The 15,408-nt window shown below is 61.4% G+C and carries 13 protein-coding genes; 6 read left to right on the plus strand and 7 right to left on the minus strand.

Annotated features, from left to right (window positions below; translation table 11 throughout):
- Nucleotides 1-146: 146 nt before the first annotated feature.
- The 5 genes from prpF to T3A99_RS08750 form a co-directional block, all read right to left on the minus strand.
- A complete protein-coding gene (prpF, locus tag T3A99_RS08730) occupies nt 147-1,340 on the minus strand; it encodes a 2-methylaconitate cis-trans isomerase PrpF (RefSeq protein WP_076383863.1) in 1,194 nt (397 codons plus the stop codon).
- 43 nt (nt 1,341-1,383) lie between these two features.
- Complete coding sequence (acnD, locus tag T3A99_RS08735) at nt 1,384-3,975, minus strand: Fe/S-dependent 2-methylisocitrate dehydratase AcnD (RefSeq protein WP_322834225.1); 2,592 nt, start codon at nt 3,973-3,975, stop codon at nt 1,384-1,386.
- 200 nt (nt 3,976-4,175) lie between these two features.
- On the minus strand, nt 4,176-5,303 hold the full coding sequence (gene prpC, locus T3A99_RS08740) for a 2-methylcitrate synthase (protein WP_274090943.1): 1,128 nt from the start codon (nt 5,301-5,303) through the stop codon (nt 4,176-4,178).
- 43 nt (nt 5,304-5,346) lie between these two features.
- Nucleotides 5,347-6,231: a methylisocitrate lyase gene (gene prpB, locus T3A99_RS08745; protein WP_047228278.1), complete on the minus strand. Its 885-nt coding sequence runs from the start codon at nt 6,229-6,231 to the stop codon at nt 5,347-5,349.
- Nucleotides 6,228-6,941 carry a GntR family transcriptional regulator gene (locus tag T3A99_RS08750; RefSeq protein ID WP_139049499.1) on the minus strand — a complete coding sequence of 238 codons (714 nt, stop codon included), beginning with the start codon at nt 6,939-6,941 and terminating at the stop codon, nt 6,228-6,230. Before T3A99_RS08750 ends, prpB begins: the two co-directional genes overlap by 4 nt.
- Nucleotides 6,942-7,225: 284 nt before the next feature.
- On the opposite strand from T3A99_RS08750, the gene T3A99_RS08755 reads away from it, so the two are divergent.
- The 4 genes from T3A99_RS08755 to pabB all read left to right on the plus strand — a co-directional run bounded on the left by T3A99_RS08755 (nt 7,226) and on the right by pabB (nt 11,900).
- Nucleotides 7,226-7,762: an ATP-dependent zinc protease gene (locus T3A99_RS08755; protein WP_047228276.1), complete on the plus strand. Its 537-nt coding sequence runs from the start codon at nt 7,226-7,228 to the stop codon at nt 7,760-7,762.
- Between the two features lie 5 nt (nt 7,763-7,767).
- Complete coding sequence (locus T3A99_RS08760) at nt 7,768-9,300, plus strand: inactive transglutaminase family protein (protein ID WP_047228275.1); 1,533 nt, start codon at nt 7,768-7,770, stop codon at nt 9,298-9,300.
- A complete protein-coding gene (locus tag T3A99_RS08765; protein WP_047228274.1) occupies nt 9,300-10,286 on the plus strand; it encodes an alpha-L-glutamate ligase-like protein in 987 nt (328 codons plus the stop codon). Before T3A99_RS08760 ends, T3A99_RS08765 begins: the two co-directional genes overlap by 1 nt.
- 270 nt (nt 10,287-10,556) lie before the next feature.
- Entirely contained in the window at nt 10,557-11,900 is a 1,344-nt protein-coding gene (pabB, locus tag T3A99_RS08770) for an aminodeoxychorismate synthase component I (RefSeq protein WP_305466431.1), read from the plus strand.
- 138 nt (nt 11,901-12,038) lie between these two features.
- Here pabB and thrH read toward each other — a convergent pair whose 3' ends face one another.
- Complete coding sequence (gene thrH, locus T3A99_RS08775; RefSeq protein ID WP_047228272.1) at nt 12,039-12,656, minus strand: bifunctional phosphoserine phosphatase/homoserine phosphotransferase ThrH; 618 nt, start codon at nt 12,654-12,656, stop codon at nt 12,039-12,041.
- Nucleotides 12,657-12,829: 173 nt separating this feature from the next.
- Here thrH and T3A99_RS08780 point away from each other — a divergent pair, with 173 nt between their 5' ends.
- Both T3A99_RS08780 and T3A99_RS08785 read left to right on the plus strand, forming a co-directional pair.
- The gene (locus tag T3A99_RS08780; RefSeq protein ID WP_047228271.1) at nt 12,830-13,570 is read left to right on the plus strand and encodes a phosphoadenylyl-sulfate reductase; all 741 of its coding nucleotides are present in this window, start codon (nt 12,830-12,832) and stop codon (nt 13,568-13,570) included.
- Between the two features lie 143 nt (nt 13,571-13,713).
- Complete coding sequence (locus tag T3A99_RS08785) at nt 13,714-14,442, plus strand: aspartate/glutamate racemase family protein (protein ID WP_076383859.1); 729 nt, start codon at nt 13,714-13,716, stop codon at nt 14,440-14,442.
- 207 nt (nt 14,443-14,649) lie between these two features.
- Here T3A99_RS08785 and T3A99_RS08790 read toward each other — a convergent pair whose 3' ends face one another.
- Complete coding sequence (locus T3A99_RS08790; protein ID WP_047228267.1) at nt 14,650-15,345, minus strand: HAD-IA family hydrolase; 696 nt, start codon at nt 15,343-15,345, stop codon at nt 14,650-14,652.
- Nucleotides 15,346-15,408: the final 63 nt, after the last annotated feature.

Here is a 15,408-nt window from a genome sequence, read left to right on the forward strand (position 1 = left end):
GGGAGCGAGCCTGCTCGCGATGAGGCCGGCACATCCAACCTCTTTGCGGGCTGTACCATCGCTATCGCGAGCAGGCTCGCTCCCACAGTTTTGATCGCGGATGCTCGCAGACGCCGCGTTCACCACGGGTTTGCCTGGGTCAAGTGTCAGTTCAGAACATCCCCCGGTACCCGCACAAACCCTTCCATCAATACCCGCGCGCTGCGGCTCATGATGGCTTTTTTCACGGTCCATTCGCCATTGACCTGGCTGGCCTCAGCGCCGACGCGCAGGGTGCCGGAGGGATGGCCGAAGCGCACAGCGGTGCGGTCGATGCCGCCGGCCGCCAGGTTCACCAGCGTGCCGCTGATCGCCGCCGCCGTGCCGATGGCGACCGCCGCGGTGCCCATCATCGCGTGGTGCAGTTTGCCCATGGACAGTGCTCGCACCAGCAAGTCGACGTCCCGCGTCGTCACGGCTTTACCGCTGGAGGAGAGGTAGTCCGCCGGCGGTGCGACAAACGCCACCTTCGGCGTGTGCTGGCGCTGGGCGGCTTCGTCCAGATGCTGAATCAGGCCCATGCGCAAGGCGCCGTGGGCACGGATGGTTTCGAACATGGCCAGGGCCTTGGGATCGCCATTGATGGCGCCCTGCAATTCGGTGCCGGTATAACCAACGTCCCGGGCATTGATGAAGATCGTCGGGATGCCGGCGTTGATCAGGGTCGCCTTGAAGGTACCAACACCAGGCACCTCAAGGTCGTCCACCAGGTTGCCGGTGGGAAACATCGAGCCGCCACCGCCCTCCTCCTCGGCCGCCGGGTCCATGAATTCCAGTTGCACTTCAGCCGCCGGAAAGGTCACGCCGTCGAGCTCGAAGTCACCGGTTTCCTGCACCGCGCCGTCGGTGATCGGCACATGGGCGATGATGGTCTTGCTGATATTGGCTTGCCAGATCCGCACCACGGCCACGCCGTTTTGTGGGATGCGACTGGCGTCCACCAAACCACTGCTGATGGCGAATGAACCGACCGCCGCCGACAGGTTGCCGCAGTTGCCGCTCCAGTCCACGAACGGCTTGTCGATGGACACCTGACCGAACAGGTAATCGACATCGTGATCGGCTCGGGTGCTCTTGGACAGGATCACGGTCTTGCTGGTGCTCGACGTCGCGCCGCCCATGCCATCGATCTGCTTCTCGTATGGATCGGGGCTGCCGATCACCCGCAGCAGCAAAGCATCCCGGACCGAGCCGGGAACGCGGGCCGCTTCGGGCAGGTCCTGCAAGCTGAAGAACACGCCTTTGCTGGTGCCACCACGCATGTAAGTGGCGGGGATTCTGATTTGCGGTGCGTGAGCCATGATGCTCCTCAAGCGGGCCCGCAAGGGTGCCCGCTGCTGTGATTTAGACGGCAACCGCCGATTCCAGGAAGTCCTGGGCAAAGCGCTGCAATACGCCGCCGGCTTCGTAGATCGACACTTCTTCGGCGGTATCGAGACGGCAGGTCACCGGCACTTCGACGCGCTCGCCGTTCTTGCGGGTGATGACCAGGGTCAGCGTCGCACGCGGGGTGCGCTCGCCGATCACGTCATAGACCTCGCTGCCGTCGATGCCCAGGGTCTTGCGATCGGTGCCCGGCTGGAACTCCAGCGGCAACACCCCCATCCCCACCAGATTGGTGCGGTGGATACGCTCGAAACCTTCAGCGGCAATCGCCTCGACACCGGCCAGGCGCACGCCCTTGGCCGCCCAGTCCCGGGACGAACCCTGGCCGTAGTCGGCACCGGCGATGATGATCAGCGGCTGCTTGCGCTCCATGTAGGTTTCGATGGCTTCCCACATGCGCATGACCTGGCCTTCCGGCTCGACCCGGGCCAGAGAACCCTGCTTGACCTTGCCGTTTTCCAGGACCATCTCGTTGAACAGTTTCGGGTTGGCGAAGGTCGCACGCTGGGCGGTCAAATGGTCGCCCCGATGGGTTGCGTAAGAGTTGAAATCTTCTTCCGGCAGGCCCATTTTCGCCAGGTATTCGCCAGCGGCACTGTCGAGCATGATGGCGTTGGACGGCGACAGGTGATCGGTGGTGATGTTGTCCGGCAGCACCGCCAGCGGACGCATGCCCTTGAGCGGCCGCGCACCGGCCAGCGCTCCTTCCCAATACGGCGGGCGACGGATATAGGTGCTTTGCGGGCGCCAGTCATACAGCGGCGTCACTTTTGGCCCGGTGTCCTCCTGGATGGCGAACATCGGGATGTACACCTGACGGAACTGCTCCGGCTTCACCGAGGCCTTGACCACCGCATCGATTTCTTCGTCGCTCGGCCAGATGTCCTTGAGGCGGATCTCGCGACCGTCCACCACGCCCAGCACATCCTTCTCGATGTCGAAGCGGATGGTCCCGGCGATGGCATAAGCGACCACCAGCGGCGGCGAGGCAAGGAACGCCTGTTTGGCGTACGGATGGATGCGCCCGTCGAAGTTGCGGTTGCCCGACAACACGGCCGTGGCGTACAGGTCGCGGTCGATGATTTCCTGCTGGATCAGCGGGTCCAGCGCACCGGACATGCCATTGCAGGTGGTGCAGGCGAAGGCCACGACACCAAAACCCAATTGCTCCAGCTCTTTGGTCAGACCGGCTTCATCCAGGTACAGCGCCACGGTTTTCGACCCCGGCGCCAGGGACGACTTGACCCATGGCTTGCGGGTCAGGCCTAGGCGATTAGCGTTGCGCGCCAGCAGGCCGGCAGCGATCACGTTGCGTGGGTTGCTGGTGTTGGTGCAACTGGTGATGGCGGCGATGATCACGGCGCCGTCGGGCATTTGCCCGGGCACATCGTCCCACTGACCGGAGATACCTTTGGCGGCCAGATCCGACACCGCGACGCGGGCGTGGGGGTTGCTGGGACCAGCCATGTTGCGCACCACCGACGACAGATCAAAGGTCAAGCCGCGCTCGTATTGCGCGCCCTTGAGCGTGTCGGCCCACAGGCCTGCCTGCTTGGCGTAAGTCTCGACCAGTTGAACCTGCTGGTCTTCGCGGCCGGTGAGCTTCAGGTAATCGATAGTCTGTTGGTCGATGTAGAACATCGCCGCCGTGGCGCCGTATTCCGGGGCCATGTTGGAAATGGTCGCGCGGTCGCCCAAGGTCAGGGCGCTGGCGCCTTCACCGAAAAACTCCAGCCAGGCACCGACGACTTTTTGTTTGCGCAGGAATTCGGTCAGCGCCAGCACCATGTCGGTGGCGGTGATGCCCGGTTGCAGCCTGCCGGTCAGCTCGACGCCAATGATTTCCGGCAGGCGCATCCACGAGGCACGCCCCAACATCACGCTTTCGGCTTCCAGGCCGCCAACGCCGATGGCGATCACGCCCAAGGCATCGACGTGGGGGGTGTGGCTGTCAGTGCCCACGCAGGTATCGGGGAACGCCACGCCGTCACGCTGCTGGATCACCGGTGACATTTTTTCCAGGTTGATCTGGTGCATGATCCCGTTGCCCGGCGGAATCACGTCGACGTTCTTGAAGGCTTTCTTGGTCCAGTTGATGAAGTGAAAGCGGTCTTCGTTGCGCCGGTCTTCGATGGCGCGGTTCTTGGCGAACGCCTGGGGGTCGGAACCGCCGCTTTCCACCGCCAGGGAATGGTCAACGATCAGTTGGGTCGGTACCACCGGGTTGACCTGCGCCGGGTCACCGCCTTGCAGGGCGATGGCGTCGCGCAGGCCAGCCAGGTCCACCAGGGCGGTCTGGCCGAGGATGTCATGGCACACCACTCGAGCCGGGAACCACGGGAAATCCAGGTCGCGCTTGCGCTCGATCAGTTGCAGCAGCGACTCGCCCAGCGTCGCCGGGTCGCAGCGACGCACCAGGTTTTCCGCCAGCACCCTGGAGGTATACGGCAGGCCATCGTAAGCGCCAGGCCGGATGGCATCCACGGCCCCGCGAACGTCGAAATAATCCAGCGAAGTGCCGGGCAGCGGTTTGCGAAATTCTGTGTTCATCGTCAGCACTCGGGTCACGGTGGTTTCAGAAGGGGTTGGCGCAGCTACTGAAGTGAACCTGTTCCCCTGTGGGAGCGAGCCTGCTCGCGATGACTGAGTCGCAGCCGACATCGATGTCGTCTGGCCCACCGCTATCGCGAGCAGGCTCGCTCCCACAATGGTTTTCGGTTCCTTCAGTTGCAGCGTCAGCGCCCTCCAGTTCAGCGTTGTTCGATTGGCACGAACTTGCGCTGTTCGACGCCGGTGTATTCGGCGCTCGGTCGGATGATGCGGTTGTTGGCACGTTGTTCGTAGACGTGGGCGGCCCAGCCGGTCAGGCGCGAGCAAACGAAGATCGGCGTGAACAGCTTGGTCGGAATGCCCATGAAGTGGTACGCCGAGGCATGGTAGAAGTCGGCGTTGGGGAACAGTTTTTTCTGCTCCCACATGGTCTTGTCGATGGCCTCGGAAACCGGGAACAACACCGTGTCACCCACCTCGTCGGCGAGTTTTTTCGACCAGCCCTTGATCACCTCGTTGCGCGGGTCGTTGTCCTTATAGATCGCGTGGCCGAAGCCCATGATCTTGTCCTTGCGCTCGAGCATCCCGAGGGTGCCCTTGATCGCTTCCTCCGGCGACTGGAAGCGCTGGATCATTTCCATCGCCGCTTCGTTGGCCCCACCGTGCAACGGGCCGCGTAGCGAACCGATGGCGGCGGTGATGCAAGAAAACAGGTCAGACAGGGTCGAGGCACACACCCGCGCCGTGAAGGTCGAGGCATTGAACTCGTGCTCGGCATACAGAATCAGCGAGACGTTCATCACCTTGACGTGCAGCTCGCTCGGCTTCTTGCCATGCAACAGGTGCAGGAAATGGCCGCCGATGGAGGTTTCGTCGGTCACACACTCGATGCGCTGGCCTTCGTGGCTGAAGCGATACCAGTAGCACATGATCGCCGGGAACGCGGCCAACAGGCGGTCGGTCTTGTCATGTTGTTCGGAGAAATTCTGCTCCGGTTCCAGGTTGCCCAGGAACGAGCAGCCGGTGCGCATCACGTCCATTGGGTGGGCGTCGGCGGGAATGCGCTCCAACACCTCTTTCAAGGCTTGGGGCAAGTCCCGCAATTGGCTCAGTTTGCCTGTGTAGGCGTCCAGTTGCGCCTGGGTCGGCAGCTCGCCGTACAGCAGCAGATAAGCCACTTCTTCAAATTGCGCGTCAGCCGCCAGTTCGCGGACGTCGTAACCGCGATAGGTCAGGCCGGCTCCTGACTGGCCTACGGTGGACAATGCGGTTTGCCCGGCCACCTGGCCACGGAGCCCGGCGCCACTGAGTACTTTTGCTTCGGCCATTTGCTGTCTCCATTTTTTTAGATTTGTAGAGGCTGCGCTCTGTTCATTTTTTCGCCGCGAACAACGCATCGAGCTTTTGCTCGAAGGTGTGGTAGTCAATGCGATCGTAAAGCTCCATGCGAGTCTGCATGGTGTCGATGACGTTCTGTTGCGTACCGTCGCGGCGGATTGCGGTATAGACGTTCTCGGCCGCTTTGTTCATGGCGCGGAAGGCCGACAGTGGGTACAGCACCAGGGACACGTCGGCGCCCGCCAGTTGTTCGGTGGTGTACAGCGGTGTCGCGCCGAATTCAGTGATGTTGGCCAGGATCGGGGCTTTCACCCGGCTGGCGAACAGCTTGTACATCTCAAGTTCGGTGATGGCTTCCGGAAAGATCATGTCGGCACCGGCCTCGATGCACGCGGCGGCGCGGTCCAGGGCCGATTCCAAGCCCTCCACGGCCAGGGCGTCGGTACGGGCCATGATCACGAAGCTGTCATCGGTGCGCGCGTCGACGGCGGCTTTGATGCGGTCGACCATTTCCTGTTGCGAGACGATCTCTTTGTTCGGACGGTGACCGCAACGCTTGGCGCCGACCTGGTCTTCAATATGAATGGCCGCCGCGCCGAACTTGATCATCGACTTGACCGTGCGGGCCACATTGAACGCCGAGGAGCCAAACCCGGTATCCACGTCCACCAGCAACGGCAGGTCGCAGACGTCGGTGATACGGCGCACATCGGTCAGCACGTCATCCAGGCCGGTGATGCCCAGGTCCGGCACGCCAAGGGAGCCGGCCGCCACGCCGCCGCCCGACAGGTAGATCGCCTTGAAACCGGCGCGTTTGGCCAGCAGCGCGTGGTTGGCGTTGATCGTGCCCACCACTTGCAGCGGATGCTCGTTGGCGACCGCATCGCGAAAACGCTGGCCTGGAGTGCTGTTGCTCATGACTCACCTCGTTCAGTGGCGGCGCTGTCCTGGAAATGACGCGCGATGTTGCGTTTGGAAGCGCCGATGTGCCGGCGCATCAATAATTCAGCCAGTTCACCGTCACGGTCGGCGATGGCATCGAGAATCCTGTGGTGCTCGGCAAAGGCCTGGCGCGGACGGTTGGGCGTGGTGGAAAACTGGATGCGGTACATGCGCACCAACTGATACAGCTCGCCGCAGAGCATTTGCGTCAGGGTGCGGTTGCCGCTGCCCTGGATGATCCGGTAATGGAAATCGAAGTCGCCTTCCTGCTGGTAATAGCCGACACCGGCCTGGAACGCCGCGTCGCGCTCATGGGTTTCCAGGACCCGGCGCAGCTCGTCGATTTCTTCCAGGGTCATGCGCTCGGCCGCCAGACGGCAGGCCATGCCTTCCAGGGACTCGCGGATTTCATAGAGTTCCAGCAACTCGGCGTGGCTCAGGGATACCACCCTGGCGCCCACGTGAGGCACCCGCACCAGCAAGCGCTGGCCTTCCAGGCGATGGATGGCCTCGCGCAGCGGGCCGCGGCTGATGCCGTAGGTGCGTGCCAGTTCGGGCTCGGAGATCTTGCTGCCAGGCGCGATATCGCCTCGCACGATTGCGGCCTGGATACGCCGGAAGACGTTCTCGGAAAGGGTTTCCGATTCCTCTTGGGCCAAGACCGGTGATTCGAGCTGATCGAGCATATTGTCGACACCTTATAAATCTATAAGGCAAAAACTAACCAATCACTGCGCTTTCGTCAAAGTAAAATTAGACATTGTCGACAATTGTCTAATAAGGGCCTCCTCCATAACCAAGTGCGTCGGATAAGCGGTTGCGTCCGGGCGGCGGTGGCGTCAGAAAACCACCGTGCTAGAATGCCGCCGCAATTTGCCGCTCTGCATCTATTAAGAGAAGGCAACCCAGGGAGCTTGTGCAGCAATGCCAGGGCCTGAACCGACGAACGGAACACTGTGCATCAGGATTTATGACACTCAAGCCCTTAACTGCTGTCCTTTGTTTCACGTGCCTGCCGGGGCTTGTCCTGGCGGGTGAAAAGACCGTGTACGGCCTCAATGAATACGCCGCCCTGCAGGGCATCGACCTGGAGGTTGCCGCCAAGTTGGACACCGGGGCCAAAACCGCTTCGCTCAGCGCCCGGGACATCAAGCGCTTCAAACGCGATGGCGAATCCTGGGTGCGTTTTTACCTGGCCATCGACGCGGCGCATTCGCACCCTATCGAACGTCCGCTGGCCCGGGTCAGCAAGATCAAACGCCGCGCCGGTGACTATGACCCCGAAGAAGGCAAGAACTACACGGCTCGGCCGGTCATCGAGCTGGACATCTGCATGGGCTCGGCCCTGCGCAGCATCGAAGTGAACCTCACCGACCGCAGCGCTTTCCAATACCCGCTACTGATCGGCTCCGAAGCCCTCAAACGCTTCGACGCGCTGGTCGACCCCAGTCTCAAATACGCTGCCGGCAAACCCGCCTGCGCCAATGCCGCTCAAACCGCAGAGTAATTCCAATGCGCTCTCTTACCCTCCATTTGAAAATGCTGATCGCCATCCTGGTGGTGCTGGGCCTGTCGGTGACGGCCTATCAGATTTTCGTGCTCGGCATTCCGGTGACCGAAGACGCCACCGACGACTTGTGGAACATCGACGCCAAGATCGAGTTCGTCCCCAATGCCAAGGATCCGGTGAAGATCCAGATGTTCGTGCCGCCGCTGAGCATGGACTACGTCAGCCTCAACGAGAGCTTCATCTCCAATAACTACGGTGTGGCGGTGAACCGGGTGGACGGTAACCGCAAGGTCACGTGGTCGGCCCGTCGGGCCAAGGGCAACCAGACCCTGTATTACCGCCTGGTGCTGACCAAGCGCTATACCTCGGAAAAATCCAAGATCAAGGGCCCGACCTTCCGCGACAGCATCGCCGTCGAGGGCCCCGAGAAGCTGGCCGCCGAAGCCCTGCTCGCGCCGATCCGCCAGCACTCGGCCGACGTCGAGACCTTCATCAGTGAAGCGATCAAACGGGTCAACAACCCCAACGACGACAACGTCAAGCTGCTGCTGGCTGGCGATCCGTCCATAGCCAGCAAGGCCAGAGTCGTCGAACTGGTGCTGTCTATCGCCCACGTGCCGGTGGAGAAGGTCCATACCATCCGCCTGGTTGCCGACCAACCGCAGTCGCCTGAACTGTGGCTGCGCAGTTTCAACGGCACCGACTGGCTGTATTTCAACCCGGATACCGCTGAGCGGGGCCTGCCCAGCGACCGTCTGCTGTGGTGGACCGGTGATGAAAACCTGATCACCGTCGATGGCGGCAAAAAAGCCACCGTCACCTTCACCATGAACAACAGCGAAATGAACGCCATTCGCCTGGCCAAGCTGACGGACGAAAACACCGACGCCAACTTCCTCGAATACTCGCTCTACGGCCTGCCGCTGCAAACCCAGCAAACGTTCATGATCATGGTGATGATCCCGATCGGCGTGCTGGTGATTCTGGTGCTGCGCAACCTGATCGGCCTGCAGACCCTGGGCACGTTCACACCGGTGTTGATCGCCCTGGCCTTCCGCGAAACCCAGCTGGGCTTCGGCATCATCCTGTTTACAGTCATCACGACGCTGGGCCTGTCCCTGCGCTCCTATCTGGAACATCTCAAGCTGCAAATGCTGCCAAGGCTTTCGGTGGTGCTGACGTTCGTGGTGGTGCTGATCGCCGCCATCAGCCTGTTCAGCCACAAGCTGGGCCTGGAACGCGGGCTGTCGGTCGCGCTGTTCCCGATGGTGATTCTGACCATGACCATCGAACGCCTGTCCATTACCTGGGAAGAACGCGGCGCCAGCCACGCCATGAAGGTGGCCATCGGCACCCTGTTCGCCGCCGCCCTGGCGCACCTGATCATGAGCGTGCCGGAGCTGGTGTACTTCGTGTTCACCTTCCCGGCCATCCTGCTGATTCTGGTAGGTTTCATGCTGGCCATGGGTCGCTACCGCGGCTACCGCCTGACCGAGCTGGTACGGTTCAAGGCCTTCGTCAAGGCTGACTCATAATGTTCGGCCTGTGGAAGACCTGGAAGGCTCTGGAGGCCCGGGGCATCATGGGCATCAATCGGCGTAACGCCGACTATGTGCTCAAATACAACAAGCGCAGCCTGTACCCGATCGTCGATGACAAGATCATCACCAAGGAACGGGCCATCGCTGCCGGCATCCATGTGCCGGAGCTGTACGGGGTGATCTCCACCGAGAAGGAAATCGACAAGCTCGACGAGATCATCGGCGGGCGCACCGACTTCGTGATCAAGCCGGCCCAGGGCGCGGGTGGCGACGGCATCATCGTCATTGCCGACCGCTTCGAGGGCCGCTATCGCACGGTGTCCGGCAAGATCATCAGCCATGAAGAAATCGAACACCATGTGTCTAGCATCCTTACCGGTCTGTACTCCCTGGGTGGCCACCGGGACCGGGCACTGATCGAGTATCGCGTGACGCCGGACCAGATCTTCAAGAGCATCAGCTATGAAGGCGTGCCGGACATTCGCATCATCGTACTGATGGGCTATCCGGTGATGGCCATGCTGCGCTTGCCAACCCGCCAGTCCGGCGGCAAGGCCAACCTGCACCAGGGCGCCATCGGCGTGGGTGTCGACCTTGCCACCGGCCTGACCCTGCGCGGTACCTGGCTGAACAACATCATCACCAAACACCCTGACACCACCAACGCGGTGGACGGCGTGCAGCTGCCCTACTGGGACGGCTTCATGAAACTGGCCGCCGGTTGCTACGAACTGTGCGGGCTGGGCTACATCGGCGTGGACATGGTGCTGGACCAGGAAAAAGGTCCGTTGATCCTGGAGCTCAACGCCCGACCGGGTCTGAACATCCAGATCGCCAACGACTGCGGCCTGACTCTGCGCACCCACGCGGTGGAAGCCCGCCTGGAAGAACTCAAGGCCCGTGGCGTGGTTGAAACCGTCGAGGAGCGCGTGGCGTTTGCCCAGGAGTTGTTTGGGCATATTCCGCCGGTTGAGGGTTGAGGGTTGAAACACCCCTGTGGCGAGGGGATTTATCCCCGCTGGGTTGCGAAGCAGCCCCAAACAGGCAGATGCAGTCAGCCTGATACACCGGGGTGGTAAGTTTTAGGGTTGCTGCGCAACCCAGCGGGGATAAATCCCCTCGCCACAAGGTGTTCACAGCCAAATGTTTCGATGGCCCCATACTTACTCATCTCCGACATCCCTCTAGGAGCAAATCCTACAGAGGGATTACAATCGCCACCCCGCCTGAACGGCTGACCCACCCCGCCCATGTCAACCTGCTCCGTACACCCGCTGCCCTACCGCGCCAACCCCGCCGAGTATTTCGCGGTGATCCGCCATGCCCCGGGCAGTGTGCTGCTCGACAGCGGCCGGCCGAGTGCCGAACGCGGACGCTATGATTTGCTCAGTGCCTGGCCGCTGGAGCATCTGGCGGTACTGTCAGACGAGACCGGTGCCGATTTCCTGCAACGCTTGCGTATTCATCTGACGCAACTGGGGAGTGCTGTACTGCCGGCCTCGGTGCAATTGCCTTTCGCTGGCGGCCTGATCGGCTACCTGAGCTACGACTTCGGCCGACATCTCGAAACCCTGCCGTCCCACGCCAAAGACGATCTGCACCTGCCCGACGCGCGGTTCGGTGTGTACGACTGGGCGCTGGTCACCGACCATCAGGCCGGGACCAGCCAGTTGGTGTTTCACCCTCACTGCGCCGACAGCGAACGCCAGCGCCTGATTGCGCTCTTCAGCCAGCCAACCTCAGCGCCTGTGACCGCCTTCAGCCTTGAAGCGCCCATGACGCCCGACCTCAATAGCGATGCCTATCGCCAGGCCTTCGAACGGATCCAGGCGTATATCCAGGCCGGCGACTGCTACCAGGTCAACTTTGCCCAGCGCTTCCGCGCCCCGTGCCAAGGCGATGCCTGGGCTGCCTACCAGGCACTGCGGACGGCTTGCCCGACGCCGTTTTCCGGTTTCCAGAGCTTGCCAGACGGCGGCGCGGTGCTGAGCCTGTCACCCGAGCGTTTCGTCAAAGTCAGCGAAGGTCATGTGGAGACCCGCCCGATCAAGGGCACCCGTCCACGCGGCGCAACCCCTGACGAAGACGCCGCACACGCCGCCGAGTTGCTGGCCAGCCCCAAGGACCGGGCGGAAAACCTGATGATTGTCGATCTGCTGCGCAACGACCTGGGCCGTACCTGCCGTATCGGCTCGGTGCGCGTGCCGGAGTTGTTCAGCCTGGAAAGCTACCCCAACGTCCACCATCTGGTCAGCAGCGTGACCGGCGAGCTGGCCGACGCCAAGGACGCCCTGGACTTGATCGCAGGCAGCTTTCCCGGCGGCTCGATCACCGGCGCACCGAAAATCCGCGCCATGCAGATCATCGACGAACTCGAACCGACCCGGCGCGGGCTGTATTGCGGCTCGTTGCTGTACCTGGACGTACGCGGAGAGATGGACAGTTCCATCGCCATCCGCAGCTTGCTGGTCAAGGATGGACAGGTGTGTTGCTGGGGCGGCGGCGGGATTGTCGCGGATTCGGATTGGCAGGCGGAGTATCAGGAGTCGATTACCAAGGTGCGGGTGTTGCTCGAAACTTTGCAGAACCTCTAAAAGCATCGAGGGCAAGCCCCTGACCAGGCCCAGAACCCTGTGGGAGCGAGCCTGCTCGCGATAGCGGTGTGCCAGTTGGCTCAAATGCTGCTGACCAACGCTATCGCGAGCAGGCTCGCTCCCACAGGGGGATTGGGTTTACAAGCTTAGATTTCGATTCGAAGCCTTGATGAACTCCTGCTTCAACTCAGCAAAACTGTGCACTGCCGGGAACTGCGGGAACTCTTGAATCACATTATCCGGCGCATGGAACAGAATCCCGGCATCGGCTTCACCCAGCATCGTGGTGTCATTGTAGGAATCCCCCGCCGCAATCACCCGGTAGTACAGGCTCTTGAAGGCCAATACCGACTGGCGCTTGGGATCTTTCTGACGCAGCTGGTATCCGGTTACCCGTCCGCTGTCATCGGTAATCAAACGATGGCAGAGCAACGTCGGGAAACCCAGTTGGCGCATCAGGGGTTGGGAGAATTCGTAGAAGGTGTCGGAAAGAATCACCACCTGGAAGCGCTCGCGCAGCCAGTCGACGAACTCGATGGCGCCGTCCAGCGGCTTGAGGGTGGCGATGACTTCCTGAATATCGGAGAGCTTGAGGCCATGCTCATCAAGGATGCGCAACCGTTGCTTCATCAACACGTCGTAGTCGGGAATGTCCCGCGTGGTCGCCCTGAGGGATTCAATACCGGTTTTTTCAGCGAAGGCGATCCAGATTTCCGGGACCAGCACACCTTCCAGGTCGAGACAGGCAATTTCCACAAGACACTCCCATTTTTTTGATGTTTATCGGTTGAGCGAACAAAAGGACTGCCGACTCTAGCCATTCGCCGATGCCTGCGCAACGCACAGGAGCGCGCCAGCCCCGACAGCTTTTGTTACCATCAGCCCCATATAGAGCGCCCAGCGCCACCGACCTGTAGGAAGCCGCCCTGATGAGCCCATCGTTTGACGTCGTGGAACTCGCCACGACCTATGCCAACAAGTCCCCACAGGACATCCTCAAACTGGCCTTCGCCGAATTCGGCGATGACCTGTGGATATCTTTCAGCGGCGCCGAAGACGTGGTGCTGGTGGACATGGCCTGGAAGCTGAACAAGAACGTCAAGGTGTTCAGCCTTGACACCGGTCGCCTGCACCCGGAAACCTATCGGTTCATCGAACAGGTGCGCGAACACTACAAGATCGATATCGAACTGATCTCGCCGGACCCTGCGAAACTCGAGCCTTTCGTGAAGGAAAAAGGCCTGTTCAGCTTCTACAAGGACGGTCACGGTGAGTGCTGCGGCATTCGCAAGATCGAACCGCTGCGGCGCAAGCTGTCCGATGTCCGCGCCTGGGCCACCGGCCAGCGTCGCGATCAGAGCCCCGGCACCCGCAGCCAGGTGGCCGCACTGGAAATCGACACGGCATTTTCCACTCCGGAACGCACCCTGTACAAATTCAACCCACTGTCGCAGATGACCAGCGAAGAAGTCTGGGGCTACATCCGCATGTTGGAACTGCCCTACAACAGCCTGCATGAACGCGGCTTCATCAGCATCGGCTGCGAACCCTGCACCCGCCCGGTGCTGCCGAACCAGCACGAACGCGAAGGCCGCTGGTGGTGGGAAGAAGCCACGCAGAAAGAATGCGGGCTGCACGCCGGCAATATCATCAGCAAATCCAAGGCCTGAAAAAAACCACAGCGCCTATAAAAACCATGCGGACCGCAAGAACCTGCCATTTTGTCCATTCCTATGGATAACATCTGCCGTTGATTGTAAAAACGGCCCGCCAGACCGGGCCGCCTGTTTGCGCTTATGGAAGAGGACAGCTCATGCGAATTCTTGTGGTCAACGTCAACACCACCGAATCGATCACCCGGGCCATCGCCCAACAAGCCCAGGCCGTGGCCGCGCCGGGCACCGAGATCGTCGGGCTCACGCCGTACTTCGGCGCCGACTCCATCGAAGGCAATTTCGAAAGCTACCTGGCCGCCATCGCGGTGATGGATCGGGTGATGGCCTACGATCAGCCGTTTGATGCGGTGATCCAAGCCGGTTACGGCGAACATGGGCGCGAAGGCTTGCAGGAACTGCTCAATGTACCGGTGGTGGACATCACCGACGCGGGCGCCAGCACCGCGATGTTCCTGGGCCACGCCTATTCGGTGGTCACCACCCTGGACCGCACCGTGCCACTGATCGAGGACCGCCTAAAGCTTTCCGGCCTGTTCGATCGCTGCGCCTCGGTACGCGCCAGTGGCCTGGCAGTGCTGGAGCTTGAGCAAGATCCACAACGGGCGGTGGAAGCCATCGTGCAGCAGGCAGAACTGGCGGTCAGTCAGGACAAAGCCGAAGTGATCTGCCTGGGTTGCGGCGGCATGGCCGGGCTCGATGAGCAGATCCGCCAGCGCACCGGGGTGCCGGTGGTCGATGGCGTGACGGCGGCGGTGACCATTGCCGAAGCCCTGGTGCGGTTGGGCTTGTCCACCTCGAAAGTGCGCACCTATGCCACGCCTCGGCCCAAGACCATTATTGGCTGGCCGGGGCGGTTTGGGCGGTGAATTCACAGTTCTGAATCACATCGCCCCCATCGCGAGCAGGCTCGCTCCCACAGGGATTTTGGGTGGTCGCAACATGTGCGGTCGCCACAAAACCAATGTGGGAGCGAGCCTGCTCGCGATGGGGGGTTCGGCGCCTGATCCAGGCCATAAAAAACGCCGTTCATGGGTAATACCATGAACGGCGTTCTGTTGTGCCGCGATGTGTCGTCAGGCCCACTCCAGCTCTGGCAAACCGCACAGGCCTGGCTGGAAGATCTTCAGGGAACGAATGATCGCGTCGGCATGGGCGTATTTTTCGTCGGCCATGGCCGAATCCGGAATGGCAATGGCAGTCATTCCCGCCGCTTTCGCCGCAGTCACCCCGAACGGTGAGTCTTCGAATACCAGGCAATCGCGGGGTGCAACGCCCAGGCGTCGGGCGGCAGTGAGGAAGATATCCGGTGCCGGCTTCGCCGCGCCGACCTCCGGGTCATCCGCTGTGACGATGAAATCGAACAACGCAAACCAGTCCCGGTGCAGCGTGGTTTTCAGTGCAAACGACTGGCTCGACGAACTGGTGCCCACCGCAATCGGAACGTCATGGGCCTTCAAATGCCGCACCAGCTCTTCAGCACCGGGCATCGCCAGGGCGTGCGGAAAGCGTTCGCGCATCAAGGGCTCGCGGATCACCAGGAACTCTTCCGGGGTGATCGGCAACTCCAGCGCCTGAACGACATAGCGGGCCAGATCCCCGGCCCCACGTCCGATGATGTTCTGCTTGACGCTCCAATCAAACGTGCGCCCGTAACGCTCGGCGATGATGGAGGTCACCTCGGTGTAAATGCCCTCGGTGTCCAGCAACAGCCCATCCATGTCGAATATCACAGCTTTGATCGGGCCAAGCTCTTGCAGCGGTGCTTTCATCGCATCTGATCCGTTATCACAAGGTTCCAGAAATGGCTCAGGTTTGGCCAGAGCAACGTGTTC

The sequence above is a fragment of the Pseudomonas sp. N-137 genome, assembly GCF_034555295.1.
GTDB classification, from domain to species: Bacteria; Pseudomonadota; Gammaproteobacteria; order Pseudomonadales; family Pseudomonadaceae; genus Aquipseudomonas; species Aquipseudomonas rhizophila.